This is a genomic window from Streptomyces sp. NPDC055078, from assembly GCF_053607985.1.
On sequence record NZ_JBSGUP010000138.1, the window covers coordinates 1 to 15,174 of the forward strand.

The following is a 15,174-nucleotide window of genomic DNA, read 5'->3' on the forward strand; positions in this document are numbered from 1 at the left end:
CACCGGGGCCACGAGCCCCCGGTGCCCGGGTCGGTTCGGCCCGTCGTATCGGACCTCGACCTCATCGAGCCCGGCCTCGGACAGGGTCGGCCTCGGACAGGTCGGCAACCGGCGGCCCGACGCCGCGCCGCATACGGTGCGGCGGACATTCCCCTGTACGTCATACGCCGTACGTCGGAGTCGCGCGCAAGAGCTGATTCCTGTCCGGGAAACGCATTCCGCGGGGATCGGCAGCTTGTTGAGGCGCACCAGGGCATTCATGGATCCCGCGCCCTGTCCAGCACTCCCGCACGCCCGAGTGCGAGCCTACTCGTCCCTTCCCGCACCCAGAAGGCTGATCGTACTGGTCAGGAAGCTCACTCACTTCTGGAGGCAGTCATGGTGGTTGCACGTTCCCTGGTCGTCGCCGCGGTAGCGGCAGGTCTTCTCGCGGCCAGTTCTCCCGCAGCGCCGGCGGCCCCGTCGGCGGCGGCCGTGAGCCGGTTCGACGACGGCAGTTTCGAGTACCCCACCGCGCCGGCGAATTCGTTCACGACCGTCGCCGGCGGGCAGTCGATCGGACCGTGGAAGGTCACCGCCGGGGCCGTGGACCTCATCGGCGCCGGGTTCTGGCAGGCGGCCGAGGGCGACCAGTCCGTCGATCTCAACGCCGCTCAGCCGGGCGCCGTGGCACAGACCTTCTCCACCATCGCGGGGCGGACGTACACGGTCACCTACGCGCTGGCCGCGAATCCGGCGGGCGGCCCGGCGGTGAAGACCGGCAGGGTCGTGGTCGACGGGCAGAACTTCCAGGACTTCTCCTTCGACTCCACCGGGAAGACCCTGACCGCCATGGGCTATGTGCAACGGCAGGTGACGTTCGTGGCCAACGCGCCGACGACCACCCTCGGATTCGCCAGCACGGTGGCCGGCGCCTACGGACCTGTCATCGACGACGTCCGCGTCACCGCGTCCTCTCCATGCTCCTGCAACCCATGACAGCCAGGTCGTCAGAGGCCGGAAGCGGCCGATGTCTGATGTCTGATGTCTGACGGCATGGATACGGCATGACGCGGTGCCCCGGTCCGGTGTGTGACCGGACCGGACCGGGGCACGGCACCACGGCCCGGCCGCGCACCTTCGGCATCGCCCCGCACCAGTACCTGACGTCACGCCGGATCGACCTCGCCCGCCGCATGCTGCTCGACGGCCGGGCGCCCGGTGAGACGGCGACCGCCACCGGCTGCTACGACCAGTCGCACCTCACCCGGCATTTCAAACGAATCCTGGGCGTCCCACCCCGGCCGGTACGCCCGCACGGCATCCGGAACACCGAGCCGTGGGGCGGAGTCCGGCCGCCGGGGGAGTGGCGGCAGGCACCCGTGCTCCGGCGATGGGCGGACGGCCGGCTCAGCATCCCGCCAGGGTGCCCGCGTCGAGGCGGACGATCCGGGGGAGCCGGTTGATCGTCGCCTCACGGTGCGCGATGACGATCAGGGTGCGGTCGGCCCGCAGGGTGTCGATCGCGGTCTCCACCCGGGTTGAGGTGTCCGGGTCGACATCGGCCGACGCCTCGTCCAGGACGAGCACGGCCGGATCGACCAGGGCGGCCCTGACCAGCCCGATGAGCTGGAGTTCGCCCGCCGACAGCCCGCCCGCACCGCCTCCGAGCGGGGTGCGGACGCCGCCGGGGAGGGAGTCGATCCAGTCGGTCAGGCCGAGTTCGCGCACGGCCGCCCGGATCCTGTCCTCCCCGGGATCCCCGGGAACCAGACCGAGATTGTCCAGCAGCGTGCCGCGGATCAGATGGACACGCTGCGGAACGAGGACGATGCGGCGGCGCAGCTCGTCCGGCGGCAGCTCGCGCAGGTCCCGGCCGTCGTAGCGGACACTGCCGGAGTCGGGGGTGTAGAGCCCGGTGAGCAGTTTGGCCAGGGTGGTCTTGCCCGCCCCGGTCGGGCCGACGAGCCCCACCCGCTCCGCGGGTTCGATCCGCAGGGTCAGCCCGGACAGGACCGGGATGGCGGAGACGTACGCGTAGTGCACCCCTTCCACCTCCAGCACCCCGCGCTCGGCGGTCGGGACCGGCCCGTTCCCGGACGGCGATGAGGCGTTCCGGAGCGGGCCGGCCCCCGGTGCCGCCGCGGTGCCGCCGAGCGCGCCCTCACCAGGTACGGACCCGGTGGCCCGGTCCGTGCCCCCGCCGGGCGCCGTGCGGGCGAGGAGATCCAGCAGCCGGGCGAGTCCCACCACCGTGAGCTGGAGCTGGCCCACCAGATTGGACGCCTGGGTGGCCGAGTCGAAGAGCTGACGAGTCGCCAGAACGAAGACGACCACCGTACCGACACTGATCCGGCCCTCACCGGCGAGCCGGCCGCCGATCAGCAGCAGTGCGGCGGTGGTCGCACCCTGGACGAGCCGCGACAGGCTGATGATGAACAGGGAGCGCTGGCTGCGGCGGGCCGCCCGGTAGCGCCGGTCCGCGTCCTGGCGGAACCGCCCGCGCCAGAACTCCACACCCCCGGCGGTCACCAGCATCTCGCGGGACTGGACCAGTTCCCGGTAGGTCGCGGCGACCGCGCCCGCGGCGGCGGCCTCGGCGGCGAACGCGGGGGCCGCGGCCTTCTTGAAACGCCGCAGCACCCAGCCGATCGCCGGGACGAACACCGCCAGGGTGACCAGGGTCAGCAGGGGGGAGTAGCCGAGCAGCAGCACCGTGGTGAAGAGAAGGTATCCGGCGACCGTCAGCAGTTCCGGCAGTTGCGCGCGGACGAAGGTGGCCAGATCCGCGATCTCGGTGGTGGTCCGGCGCAGCAGATCGCCGGAGGGCTGTGCCTCCAGGAAGCGCAGCGGGGCACGGGAGAGGCGCTCGACGGTGAGATCGCGCAATCGCCGCACCACCCGCTCGCCGACCGTGGTCAGCAGGATCTCGGCCCGCCGGAACAGCACCAGCCGCAGCAGGGCCAGTGCGGTCAGCACACCGACCGCGACGAGCAGCCCCGTCCGGTCCCGGGCCAGCAGCCGGTCCACGCCCGTACCGATGACGGCGGGCACCGCGACGGTGGTGAGGGTCGCGGCCGCGCTGGTGACCAGGGCGATCGCGATGGAGCGCCGGTGGGCGCGCATATGGGGCCAGGCCCGGCGGAGCACCCCGCGCTGATCGGGAGCGGCGGAGAGCGGTTTCTGTTCATCCACCGGTGGTCACGCGGTCCTCCGTACGGGCCGGGACACCGGCGGATTCGAGTGTGATCACCTGGTCCGCCGCTGCCAGTACGGCCGGCCGGTGGGTCGCGAAGACCACGGCGGTCTCACCGGACCACTCCCGCAGCCGGTCGATCACGGTGCGTTCGGTGGCGGTGTCGATGGCCGACGTGACGTCGTCCAGCAGCAGTACGGCGGGGCGGCGCAGTACGGCGCGGGCCAGGGCGAGGCGCTGGAGCTGGCCGCCGGAAAGCGTGCTGCCGCGTTCGCCGACCTCGGTGCCGAGACCATCGGGCAGCGAGTCGAGATGGTCGTCGAGGGCCGCGACACGGCAGGCGGCGCGCAGCTCCTCGTCGTCGAAGCCGTCACCCAGCCGCAGATTGTCGGCGAGGGTCCCGCTGATGGTGACAGGCCGCTGCGGTACGAAGCCGATCAGGCGGTGGGTCCGGTCGGGGTCCGCTTCGTCCAGGGGAACACCGCCGAAGCGGACGGATCCGCCGTCCGGGGTGACGAGTCCGGCGAGTACGCGCAACAGCGTGGTCTTGCCGGACGCGGTCGGGCCGGTGACGGCGATCAGGTCGCCGGGACGGACCCTGAGACTGGTCGGAGCCAGGACGGTACGCCCCCGGGCGGTGTGCGTGACGTCCTGCGCGGTCAGCTCGCCCCGCGCGGGCAGGGACCGGCCGCCGGCGGGGCGCTCGCCGGGAGCGGGCAGCAGGATCTCCTGGAGCCGGCGGGCCGCGGTGGTGGCCTGGCTCAGTTGGCTGATCCGCAGGGTGAGCACGCCCACCCACATCACCAGCATGCTCATCCAGCTCGTGAAGGCGACGATGCCGCCGACCGACATCGTGTCCCGCAGCACGGCGAGCCCTCCGACACCGAGACCGGCGCCGATGGCGAGGGCGGGCACGAAGGGCGAGAGAGCGGCCCAGTCCGCCGAGACCCGGGCCGTGGCCAGGGTGTGGTCGGTGACCCCGGTACTGCGGGCGTGGTGGCGCTCCACCAGCGCGGGTTCACCCCCGATGCCGCGTACGGCGGCGCTGGCGGAGAGCAGTTCCTCGACCGCGTCCGCCCGGTCGCCGTGGGCGGCGGACAGACCGGTATCGGCCCTGCCGAAGCGCCGTGGGAACCAGTAGGTGTTGAGCCAGACCAGCGGCGGTACGCAGAGCAGGCACACGATCGCGAGCAGTGGGTCGAGCCGGACGATGGCGACGATCAGCAGCAGGAATCCGGCGACTCCGCTGACGAAGGAGGCGAATCCCATCAGCCAGTTACGGACCAGGTTGACGTCCCGGGTGCCGCGCATGCCCAGGTCGCCCTCGCCGAACCGGTCGAGGCTCCGGCCGTCGAGCCGCGAGACCCGGTCGGCGAGCCGCTGGTACAGCCGGTTGCCCGCCAGGGTTCCGGCGAGGGTGGAGAACCAGCCGAGCAGCATCTCGGCCAGGGCCGCGACGACACTGGCGGCCAGGACGACCAGCGCCCAGTTCCGCAGCGCGCCGCTGTCGTCGCCGACGATGCCCTCGTCCACGGCGCGTTCGATGCACCAGGGCAGCGCGATCAGCGCGAGCTGATAGCAGAACCCGCCGAGCACCGCCGGCAGCAGCAGCCCCGAACCCCGGCGCAGGGTCGCACCGAGCAGTCGCAGTCCGTCCCGGGAAGTGGGTTCCGCGTGGCCGGTTTCGGGCGGGCCCGCGGGTCCGCCCGTAGCACCGGAGCCCGGCCCGGCTCCCTCGTCGTCCGGACCCGGCGGGCGGGCCTGCGGTGTCATACGGTGCCTCCGGCGACGAGATCCGGCCCGGCCTCCGCCGGCCGTTGGTGACCGCCGCCGCCCAGGCGGGGGGCGGCGGTTTCGGGTGCCGCGAAGGGCATGGGTCAGACCTCGCTGTCCTGGGTCTCGCCCCTGGTCCAGTAGGGGGTCAGATGGGTGTCGGAGCGTGCCACACCGAGCCCCTGGACGAAGTGGCGGCGGATCGCGCGTACGACATCCCGTTCGGCCGCGCCCCAGATCCGGCCCCGGCCGGACGGCAGGGAGAGGGCGGTGGCCCGCTCGTGGAGCAACTGCCCGGCGGGCCGCCGATCGCGGTGGAGCCATTCGATCCGGGCGTCCGCCCGGGTGGTGAGCCGCTGTTCCTCGGCCCGGTCGGCGACCTCGATCAGCGCCGACACCCGCACACCCGGCGGAAGCTGTTCCAGGATCGCGCCGATGGCGGGCAGCGCGGTCTCGTCGCCGAGGAGTACGGCCCACTCCGTGTCGGGGCCGGGAGACCAGCCGGGCCCCGGGCCGAACCAGATGGCCTCGTCGCCGGGTGCGGCCCGCTCGGCCCAGCCGGATGCGAGCTGGTCGGCGCCGTGCAGGACGAAGTCCATGTCGACCTCGCCGAGTTCGGGCCGGTGATGGCGGATGGTGTACCGGCGCAGCCTCGGCCGGGCCACCGGCAGCAGGGCGCGCGCGGCCTCCGCGGTGAAGGGGCGGGGAAGCTCCACGCCCGGCTCGTAGAAGTAGAACGCCACATGCTGGTCGGTGCCGTTGCTCCGCAGCCCGGCCAGTTCGTCGTCGGCGAAGGTGATACGTGCCATGCGCGGGGTGATCCGCTCCACGTACCGCACCCGTGTCACCCGCAGCCCCCCGGCTCGGCGGCTCTCGCCAGGCCGGTTCCGGATCGATGCCCCGCTCATTCCCGTTGACTCCTCACCGCAGACTTTCCGCTGGATCTCCTAGATCGTCTCCGGAAGAGGTAGCTTAGGCAAGCCTTACCTTGTGACCGATGGGTGGCGGGTGTGAGGCTTTCCGCTGTGTGAACGACCGAGGAGTATGCGAAATGACCCGCTCGCGCATGATGTCCCACGCTCTGGGCAGGAGGAATTTCCTCGGAGGGCTGACCGCGGGCGCGGCTGCCCTGGGGTTGACCGCCTGCGGTGTGAGCGAGTCCGCGGATGAAGACAAGGCGAAGCGAAAGGGCGGCGAGTCCGGCGGTACCCGTACGGTGAAGGCCGACAACGGCACCGTTTCCGTGCCGGAGAACCCCAAGCGGGTGGTGGTCACCGACAATTACGCGGCGCTGATGCTGCTGGAACTGGGCGTGATACCCGTCGGGGTTCCGGACGGCACCGCGGTGCCGTCGCTGATGACGGCCGAGGACTACGGCCGGCTGAAGGACGTCAGGACGATCGGGGCGCCGGGCACCCCCAACGCACAGGCGGTGGCGGCGCTCAAACCGGACCTGATCGTCGATCAGTTCTACCGGGACAAGTCCGGCGCGCTGAAGACGGTCGCCCCGGTGACCCACTTCGACTGGACCGCCGGGGCCCTGTGGCACGAGCAGATCGCCAGGGTCGCCGGGGCGGTCAACCGTGAGGCGAAGCTCCACCGAGGCCAAGTCGCGGTACGAGACCCGCCTCAAGGAGGTGAAGACCGCGTACGCCCAGCAGATCGCCACCTCCGTCTGGGCTCCGCTGAGCGGCGGCCCGAGCGGCAAGTTCTTCCTCGGCACTCCGGTGGTGACCGTGATGCGCGACCTTGGTCTCAGGATCGGGGCCGGTATTCCGGTGGCCAAGGGCGAGAAATTCATTCCCAAGAGCTACGAGGAACTGGACGTCCTCGGCGACTGCACCGCACTGATCTACCCGGTGCAGTTCGACGGCAGGGCCACCCCCACCACCCAGGCACTGCTCGACCACAAACTGTGGAAGGCCGTACCCGCCGTCAAGGCGGGCCGGGCCTTCCCCTCGCAGCACTTCCTGATGGCGAACTACTCCTTCGCCATCGGCGCGGTGGACGAGATGGAGAAGATGCTGAAGAAGCTCTGACGGCGACGACCGCGACCGCGACGACCGCGACCGCGACGGCTCGGCAGCGGTGGAGGCGGCCACGCGAGAGCGGCTGGATCGTCCTCACCTCTCCTCGCCCCGGCGAGGGTCCGCATCGGCCGTCCGCCCTGTTCCCCGCGGGCCCGTGAGGAACAGGGCGATCCGTCCTTCCCGGCCGCCCCGGCCGGGCCCGCCTCGCCGACGGGGGGCCGTGACAGAGGGCGGGGGAGCGGCTCAGGCGTGCCCCGTACCCCTCCGTCTGAAGAGAATCCAGGCCAGATAGGCGCCACCGAGGACCGCCGTGGTGACCCCCACCGGCAGCATGTTGTTGCGTTGCGAGTCGTCCACCAGCCTCAGCCAGCTCACCTGACCGCCCACCCAGGCGAGCGCGGTGAAGAACTGACTGGACAGCAGATGCGCCAGAGAGAGCAGCGCGGCGCCCACCGCCCCGGCGGAGAGCACGCTCACCCCCGGACTGCGGGTGAGCATCACCGCGATCTGCGGCGCCGCCAGCGCCACGAAGGGGATCGGCCCGGCACTCGCCACCGCCACCGCGCAGAGCCCGACACCCAGTACGGTCAGGGCGGTCCGGGCCCGGCCGACCCGCACCCCGAGACCGCTCGCCAGCTCGTCGCCCAGCTCCAGCATCCGTAGCTGCCTCCCGAGCAGCACCGCCCCGGGCAGCAGCACGACCAGGGCGAGAGCGATCAGCTGCACCGAACTCCAGCCCCGGCCGTTCAGCGTGCCGACGAGCCAGACATGCGCACTCTGGGCGTTGTTGAGGCTGGAGCGGGTCAGCAGATACGAGTTCACCGAGCCGAGCATCGCGGTCACCCCCAGGCCGATCAGCACCAGCCGCACCCCGTGCAGCCCGCCCCGGCTCGCCAGCAGGAAGACCACCAGCGCGGTGACAAGACCACCACCGATGGCCCCGAGCGCCATCGCCGCCGCACCCGCCGCACCGCCGAGGGAGACGATCACCGCGATCGCCCCGGTCGCCGCGCCGCTGTTGAACCCGACCACATCCGGACTGGCCAGCGGGTTGCGGGAAATGCTCTGGAAGATGGCGCCGCTGATGCCCAGTGCCGCGCCCACCAGCACGGCCAGCAGCGCCTGCGGCAGCCGTTCCTGATTGACGAAGTGGACCGCCAGCGGGTCACCGGTGCCCTGGAAGAGCGCCCGCGCGACATCGGGCGGCGGAACGGGATAGGCACCCACACTGAGGCTGATCACCAACGCCACGGCCGACAGCACCACCGCGAGCACACAGACCTGGCCGGTGCGGCGGTGCAGCCGGAAGGCGACCCTGGCGGAGAGGAGACTCACCGGCCGGGCCGCACGGGAACCCCCCGGGGCGCCGGACACGGGCCCAGGACGGCCGCTGGTGGTGGTCACAGCGAGATCTCCTTGCGCCGGCGCACCATCGCGATGAACACGGGCGCACCCACCAGAGCGGTCACGGCACCCACCTCCAGCTCTCCCCCGGACAGCACCACCCGCCCCAGAATGTCCGATGTGAGGAGCAGAATCGGTGCCAGAACCAGGGAGTACGGCAGCACCCAGCGCAGATCGGGCCCGGTGAGCCAGCGCGCCACCAGCGGAATCACGAGTCCGACGAACCCGATGGGTCCTGCGGCGGCGGTCGACGCACCGCAGAGCAGGGTCACCGCGACGACGGCCGCCAGCCGGGTCCTCGCCACACCGGTGCCGAGCGCCCGGCCCAGATCCTCGCCGAGTGCGAGGGCGTTGAGCGAGCGCGCCATCAGCAGGGCCACCACCAGACCGGTCACGACGAACGGCAGCAACTGCCGCATCAGCCCGGGATCGTGGCCCGCGAGTGAGCCGACCATCCAGAACCGCATGTACTCGAAGGTCGCCGTGTTGAAGACGGTCAGCCCGCCGATGACTCCGCCCAGGCAGGCGCTGACGGCCGCCCCGGCCAGCGCGAGCCGTACCGGGGTCGGGCCTGCGCGCCCCGAGGCGCCGAGTACGTAGACGAGGACCGTGGCCGCTCCGGCCCCGGCGAAGGCGGCCCACACCAGGGAGGTGAAGGTGCCGAGGCCGAGGACCCCGATGCCCAGGACCACCGCCGCGGACGCCCCGGCATTCACGCCCAGCAGCCCCGGGTCGGCGAGCGGATTACGGGTCATGGCCTGCATCACCGCGCCCGCGACCCCGAGCGCGGCGCCGACGGTCAGCCCCATCAGCGTGCGCGGCAGGCGCAGTTCCCGGATGACTCCGGTGGTGTACGAACCGTCGTCCCCCCGGATCGCGGACCAGACCTGTCCGAGTGAGGTGTCCTTCGTCCCGATCCAGGTGCTGAGGACCACCATCATCAGCAGCACACCGATGGCCAGCAGCAGACCGGTGCCCCGCAGCACCGCGCGGGCGGCGCCGCGCTCGTCGGAACCGCCGGGGAGCGGAGCGGGTGGGAGTACGGCTTTCCGGCTCACGGGCGTGTACCGCCGGCCGGACGCGGGCCGCCGGCGAGGCATCCGTCCATCAGCCCGGACCCGGAACGGTCACGCGACCCGGAGCAGGCCCGCGCTGTCCGGCCGGCCGGGCCCGCTCCCGGCGCACCGCCGCTGGGAGCCGGGAACGGCGGTCGCGGGCCGGCTCGGGAGGGCAGCCGCGCTCGCAGGGTGCGCTGACCCCGGGTCCGGTAGCCGAACATGGCAACCCGCATCTTCCAGCCTCTCCTCATCCGCCCGGCCGCACCGGCCGCGCCGTGGGACCAACTGCCCCTCGGCTCCGCTCCGGCCCGGCTGTGAAGGCATCGGACCCACAGTGAAGTAAGGCTAACCTTAGCTGCGGTCGGGGTGCCGCCCGCCCCGCACCCGTCGCCCAGGGGACCGTCCGGATCGGCCCGCGACGGACTGAGGAGCGCGGCCATCGGATGCGGCGGTGTCACAGGACAGGGGCGGCCACCGGGAAGAGGGACCTCCGCACTCGGCCGGACATCTCACTCCGCGTCGCGAGTCGCCTCACTGCTCACTCTTCACTGCTCACTGCTCACTGCTCGCCGCGAGGCCGCGCCTCCACCTGCCGATCGGAGTTCCCGGCCAGGCCCGAGATGAGCTGCACGATCACGGACCTGATCGCCTCGGGTGACTCATGGCCCTTCGCAAGGTGCTGGGATGCCTCGTCCAGGGCGCCCACGAGAACGAGTGCCAGCGGCCGGGTGGCCTGAGGGGGAATGCGGCCCGCCGCCATCGCGTCGGCGAGCCGTGCTTCCATCAGGCCGATGGTGTGACGGGACTCGATCTCGCGCCAGCGTTCCCAGCCGAGCACGGCCGGGGCGTCGAGCAGTGCGATGCGCTGGACCTCGGGTTCCGCCGAAGCCTCCAGCCAGGCCAGGCAACCCACGATGAGACCGTCGATGGGGTCGGTCGGTTCGGCCGCGGCGACCGCGGAGCCGACTCGCTGGACCAGATCCCCCTCGACGTCTTCGAGTACCGCCTCGAAAAGCGAGCGCTTGTCGGCGAACTGGTGGTACATCGCGCCCCGGCTGACACCGGCCGCCTTGACGATCGCCACCGTGCTGACCTCGGCATAGCCCACTCGGCCGAACAATGTGCGACCGGCTTCGAGCAGAGCTTGTCGTGTCGCTGCGGAACGCGCAGCTTGGGTTCGGCGGTCGGCGCTCATCAATCCAGTGTTCGCTAGAGAGGGCAGGCGGAGGCCAGTATAGGCCGACGCGCCGGCCGTCTACCCGGGCAGCGGGGTCGCGTACAAGGCGTCGATGACCTTCCGGTGATGCGCGTGGACCACCGCACGTCGCACTTTGAAGCTCACCGTGAGCTCACCGGCTTCGACCGTCAGATCCCTCGGCAGAACGGCGAATCGCTTGATCTGCTCGACCCGGCCGACCTGTGCGTTCACCCGGTCGATCTCTTGCTGCACCATTGCGCTCATTCTCGGTGATGCCGCCGCTTCCGCGGGCTGCATATCGTTCGCCGCGGCGAAGTCGCGCAGTTCGTCCGGGTCGAGAGTGATCAGTACCACGAGATAGGGCCGGCGGTCGCCGACGAGAACCGCCTGCGAGATCCAGGGGCTTTCCTTGAGCGCGTTCTCCGCCCGGGCCGGCGCGACGTTCTTGCCGCCCGCCGTGATGATGAGGTCCTTCTGGCGGCCGGTGATGAAGACATAGCCATCGTCGTCGATCGAGGCCAGATCACCGGTGTGGAACCATCCGCCGTCGAGGGCCTGACGGGTGGACCGTTCGTCCTTGTAGTAGCCCTGGAACACATTCCCGCCCCGGAGCAGCAGTTCACCGCTTTCGGCGATCCTGGCTTCGACGCCGGGCAGCGGCCTGCCCACCGAGCGGAGCGAGAAGTCCTGGAGCGAGTTGGCCGTTGCCACCGTGGCGGTCTCGGTCAGGCCGTAGGCTTCCAGCACGGGCACGCCGCAGGCGTGGAAGAACTCAAGTATGTCCTCCGCGATAGGAGCGGCACCCGAGGTGCACTGGCGGATCTCACCGCCGAACAACTCCCGGACCCTGGAATACAGCGTCTCGTCGAATCGATCGAATGCTCTCCGCAGCTCTTCGGGGACAGCCGACCCGGCAGCGCGCAGCGCCCGCACACGCGATCCGGTCTCGACGGCCGTCCGCAACTGCCCGGGGTCGTCCACCAGAGCTGTCGCGCGTGCGTAGACCTTCTCGAAGATCCTCGGAACCGAGGGGAAATAGGTGGGACGGATTTCCCTGAGATTGGGAATTATCTTCTCTGGATCCCTTTCCCAGAAGGCGATCGAAGCGCCCAGATCGATCGACAGGAACTGGATCACGGCGGCGAAGGCGTGGGCCAGGGGGAGAAACAGATAGACGCGCTCACCGGGCACGATCGTTCCCGTGGCGGCGATCATGTTGATCACTTCGCGGTAGTTGCCGTGCGAGAGCACGCAGCCCTTGGGCGTGCCTGTCGTTCCGGATGTGTACATGATGATGCACGGCTGCTCGGGCCCGATCGCGGCGATACCGGCCTCGAAGACCGCAGGATCGGCCGCCCGGCCCCTGCGGCGGATCTCGTCCAGGGGCAGCGCATCGCCGGCATGGGGCGGTGGGTCGAAGACGATGACCTCGCGCAGTCGCGGCAGCCGCGCCCGGACGGCCGCTATCTTGTCCAACTGCGCCGCGTCCTCGGCGAAGACGAACTCGGCACCGGAGTGCTCCAGTACGTAATGGCACTCCTCGGCGGAGTTGGTCTGGTAGACCGACACCGACACACCGCCGGCGGCCAGGATCGCGAAGTGCGCGTACGTCCACTCGGGCCGTGAGTTGGCCAGGACGGCCACTTTCGCCCCCGGGCGCAGCCCCAGTTCGAGCAGCCCCCGGCCGATCTCCGCCACGGCCTCCCGGAGTTCCGTGTAGCTGACGGGCTGCCACGTACCGTGCTCCTTGAACCGGAGCGCGGTACTCGGGCCGTACAGCTCCGCCGCGCGCGGAACCAGGTCCGCCATCGTGCGTGAGCCGGTCCCCTTCACCGGATGCGTTTCCGTCGGGCCGCTGCCGCTCATGGTGCCACCTTCTTCCAGGGGAGAGGCCCGGGGCGAGCCACTCGAAGGACGACGAGACCGTGAAGATACATACAGCCTGTCTGTTTGTCTATAATGGGCCGACGTCGACTGCGCGCTCCGGAGGTGTCGTCTCTGGTCTCGATACGCCCTGACCTGGTCGCGATGCCTGCCCGGCTCGACACCGCCATCGAAGCCCTTGACGTCCGGCCCCCTGGAAAGTTACATACAGTCTGACTGTTTTTCGACGTTGGGAGCTGGACATGGCCGCCATCACGACCCGTGAACTCTTCGACCGCTACCACCCCTGCTGGGAGGCTCGGGACCCCGACCGGATCGCAGCACTGCACACCGAGGATTCGATCTTCCATCTGCACCTGGGCGGCCAGCCCCCGGCGCGCGGGCGGGCGGCGGTCCGCGCCGCCGCGGCGGACACCTTCGCCCTGGTTCCCGACCTGACCTTCACGCTGATCACGCTCCGTACCGGAGACGACTTCTGGGTCACCCGGATGACGTTCAGCGGAACGGCGGCCACGGGTGCGCGGGTGGAGGTCGACCTCGCCGATGTCGTCTTCGTCGAGGACGGGGCGGTCAAGGAGAAGCACTCGTACGTCGACGGAGTCGCGATGCAGATGGCGCTGGCACCCGGCGGGGCCGCGTCGTGACCCGCGCCGCCGTGGCCGACGCCGCGCGCGACGGCTCCGCGGCACCCGTGCCGGTGGCGCTGGGCCCACGGCTCGTGGCCGATCTGCTCTCCCTGGTGGCAGTGACCGGTGACGAACGGGCCACCGTTCGCAGCCCGCTGACCGGAGAGGCGATCGCCGAGATACCCCAGGCGGCACCCGGGGATGTCGAGCGGGCCTTCGAGCGGGCGCGGGCGGCCCAGCAGCGGTGGGCCGGCGTCCCGATGCGGAGCCGCTCGCGCGTACTCCTCCGCTTTCACGACCTGCTCGTGGCCCACCAGGGCAGGATCATGGACGTGGTGATCGCCGAGACGGGCAAGGCCCGTCGTCATGCCTTCGACGAAGTCCTGCACCTCTGCCTCACCTCGCGCTACTACGCGCGAACCGCCGCGAGACATCTGCGAAGCCGTGCCGCGAAAGGCGCGATGCCGGGCCTGACCAGCGTACGCGTCCACAACATTCCGAAGGGCGTCGTCGGGGTCATCTCACCGTGGAACTACCCCTTCACGCTGGCGTCGTGCGACGGCCTGGCGGCGATCATGGCCGGAAACGCGGTGGTCGCGAAGCCCGATGAACACACCATGCTCTCGGCCCTCATCGGGAAGCGGCTGCTGGTCGAAGCCGGAATGCCCGAGGACCTCTGGCAGATCGTGGCCGGTCCCGGACCCTCCGTCGGCCACGATGTCGTCGCCAACGCCGACTATGTGTGTTTCACCGGCTCGGTCGCGACCGGCCGCATCGTGGCCCGGCAGTGCGCCGACCTGCTCGTCGGCTGCTCGCTGGAACTCGGCGGCAAGAACGCCTTCGTGGTGCTGAGCGACGCCGACCTGGACAAGGCGGCGGAAGGAGCGGTCCGGGCGGCCTTCCCCAACGCCGGACAGCTGTGTGTCTCCAGCGAACGCGTCTACGTCGACCGCGCCGTGTACGACGACTTCATCGGCCGCTTCGTCGCCCGCACCGAAGCGATGGTGTTCACCGCGGACGCGTCCTGGGAGAACGCCATGGGGTCGCTCATCTCCCCTGAGCAGTTGGCCAAGGTGACCGCCCATGTGAAGGACGCGGTCGACAAGGGCGCGACAGTACTCGCCGGTGGCGCTCCCCGGCCCGAGTACGGCCCGTACTTCTTCGAGCCGACGATTCTGGCCGGTGTCACCCCGGCCATGGACTGCCATCTGCGGGAGACGTTCGGCCCGGTCGTCTCCGTCTACCCGTTCGACGACGAGAACGCCGTGCTCGACAGCGTCAACGACGGGGGCATGGGTCTCAACGCCTCCGTCTACGGCGGCCGGCGGACGTGGGTGTTCGCCCAAGGTGTCATGGCCGGGAGCGTCAACATCAACGACGGGTACGCCGCGTCGTTCGCCAGCATCGACGCGCCCATGGGCGGGATGCGGCAGTCCGGTCTGGGCCGGCGCCAGGGCAGGGAGGGAATCCTCCGCTTCACGGAACCGCAGTCGGTCGCCGCCCAGCGCCTGGTCCGCTTCGGCCCCACGGACGGTATGACCATGGAGAGTTACGCCAGGCTCATGACCCAGTCGCTGCGGCTCATGCGGCACCTCCCGCGTCCCTGAGCCGACGACGTGTGTCCGGGCGGGTGCGGGGAGCGCCGGGGCAGGCCACCACAGCGGGACACCGCGATGAGCGACGCGGACCGACCGGCGCTCCTTCCGGGACACCGGCAGCCCGCCACGCGTGGCCCCGGCGCTCCCCGACGCCCCGCCCCGTCGTCGCACCGACGGGGCGCTCGACCATCCACCCCAGTTCAAGGAGAGAACCGTGCGCATAGCCGCCACGCTGCCGTACGCAGGAGATGTGCGGACCACCGTCGCCCAGGCGGTCGCCCTCGAAGACGCCGGTCTCGACATCGTGTACGTCCCCGAGGTCTACGGCTTCGACGCCCCGACCGTCCTGGGCTTCCTGGCGGCCCGTACCCGACACGTCCGGATCGCACCGGGAATCCTGCCGATCTACTCCCGTACACCCGCACTCA

13 protein-coding genes and 1 pseudogene are annotated in these 15,174 nt (G+C 70.8%); 7 read left to right on the forward strand and 7 right to left on the reverse strand.

Features of this window, described 5'->3' with window-relative positions:
• Positions 1-378: 378 nt before the first annotated feature.
• Together ACWF94_RS14735 and ACWF94_RS14740 are read left to right on the forward strand one after the other, a co-directional pair.
• On the forward strand, positions 379-978 hold the full coding sequence (locus tag ACWF94_RS14735; protein WP_453487728.1) for a choice-of-anchor C family protein: 600 nt from the start codon (positions 379-381) through the stop codon (positions 976-978).
• Positions 979-1,175: 197 nt separating this feature from the next.
• Complete coding sequence (locus ACWF94_RS14740; RefSeq protein WP_453487739.1) at positions 1,176-1,445, forward strand: hypothetical protein; 270 nt, start codon at positions 1,176-1,178, stop codon at positions 1,443-1,445.
• Here ACWF94_RS14740 and ACWF94_RS14745 read toward each other — a convergent pair.
• From ACWF94_RS14745 to ACWF94_RS14755, 3 genes are all read right to left on the reverse strand, one after another.
• Positions 1,390-3,174 carry an ABC transporter ATP-binding protein gene (locus ACWF94_RS14745; protein WP_453487729.1) on the reverse strand — a complete coding sequence of 595 codons (1,785 nt, stop codon included), beginning with the start codon at positions 3,172-3,174 and terminating at the stop codon, positions 1,390-1,392. The genes ACWF94_RS14740 and ACWF94_RS14745 overlap by 56 nt on opposite strands.
• A complete protein-coding gene (locus ACWF94_RS14750; RefSeq protein ID WP_453487730.1) occupies positions 3,167-4,948 on the reverse strand; it encodes an ABC transporter ATP-binding protein in 1,782 nt (593 codons plus the stop codon). The genes ACWF94_RS14745 and ACWF94_RS14750 overlap by 8 nt, the downstream gene beginning before the upstream one ends.
• 104 nt (positions 4,949-5,052) lie before the next feature.
• Positions 5,053-5,856, reverse strand: a complete 804-nt coding sequence (locus ACWF94_RS14755; protein WP_453487731.1) for a siderophore-interacting protein — start codon at positions 5,854-5,856, stop codon at positions 5,053-5,055.
• 161 nt (positions 5,857-6,017) lie between these two features.
• On the opposite strand from ACWF94_RS14755, the pseudogene ACWF94_RS14760 reads away from it, so the two are divergent.
• Together ACWF94_RS14760 and ACWF94_RS14765 are read left to right on the forward strand one after the other, a co-directional pair.
• A pseudogene (locus ACWF94_RS14760) lies at positions 6,018-6,488 on the forward strand (twin-arginine translocation signal domain-containing protein); the annotation flags it as partial.
• A gap of 43 nt (positions 6,489-6,531) precedes the next feature.
• Positions 6,532-6,987, forward strand: coding sequence for a hypothetical protein (locus ACWF94_RS14765; RefSeq protein ID WP_453487740.1), 456 nt, complete (start codon positions 6,532-6,534; stop codon positions 6,985-6,987).
• Positions 6,988-7,221: 234 nt separating this feature from the next.
• On the opposite strand, the gene ACWF94_RS14770 is transcribed toward ACWF94_RS14765, so the two are convergent.
• From ACWF94_RS14770 to ACWF94_RS14785, 4 genes are all read right to left on the reverse strand, one after another.
• A complete protein-coding gene (locus ACWF94_RS14770; protein ID WP_453487732.1) occupies positions 7,222-8,382 on the reverse strand; it encodes a FecCD family ABC transporter permease in 1,161 nt (386 codons plus the stop codon).
• Positions 8,379-9,440: a FecCD family ABC transporter permease gene (locus tag ACWF94_RS14775; RefSeq protein WP_453487733.1), complete on the reverse strand. Its 1,062-nt coding sequence runs from the start codon at positions 9,438-9,440 to the stop codon at positions 8,379-8,381. The genes ACWF94_RS14770 and ACWF94_RS14775 overlap by 4 nt, the downstream gene beginning before the upstream one ends.
• Positions 9,441-9,999: 559 nt before the next feature.
• The gene (locus ACWF94_RS14780) at positions 10,000-10,635 is read right to left on the reverse strand and encodes a TetR/AcrR family transcriptional regulator (RefSeq protein WP_453487734.1); all 636 of its coding nucleotides are present in this window, start codon (positions 10,633-10,635) and stop codon (positions 10,000-10,002) included.
• A gap of 60 nt (positions 10,636-10,695) precedes the next feature.
• Positions 10,696-12,504, reverse strand: coding sequence for an AMP-dependent synthetase/ligase (locus ACWF94_RS14785; protein WP_453487735.1), 1,809 nt, complete (start codon positions 12,502-12,504; stop codon positions 10,696-10,698).
• 260 nt (positions 12,505-12,764) lie between these two features.
• Between ACWF94_RS14785 and ACWF94_RS14790 the strand changes: the two genes are divergently transcribed.
• The 3 genes from ACWF94_RS14790 to ACWF94_RS14800 all read left to right on the forward strand — a co-directional run.
• On the forward strand, positions 12,765-13,166 hold the full coding sequence (locus ACWF94_RS14790) for a nuclear transport factor 2 family protein (RefSeq protein ID WP_453487736.1): 402 nt from the start codon (positions 12,765-12,767) through the stop codon (positions 13,164-13,166).
• Complete coding sequence (locus ACWF94_RS14795; protein ID WP_453487737.1) at positions 13,163-14,755, forward strand: succinic semialdehyde dehydrogenase; 1,593 nt, start codon at positions 13,163-13,165, stop codon at positions 14,753-14,755. The genes ACWF94_RS14790 and ACWF94_RS14795 overlap by 4 nt, the downstream gene beginning before the upstream one ends.
• Positions 14,756-14,960: 205 nt before the next feature.
• Positions 14,961-15,174 (forward strand): LLM class flavin-dependent oxidoreductase (locus ACWF94_RS14800; protein WP_453487738.1); only part of this gene is annotated, 214 nt, incomplete at its 3' end.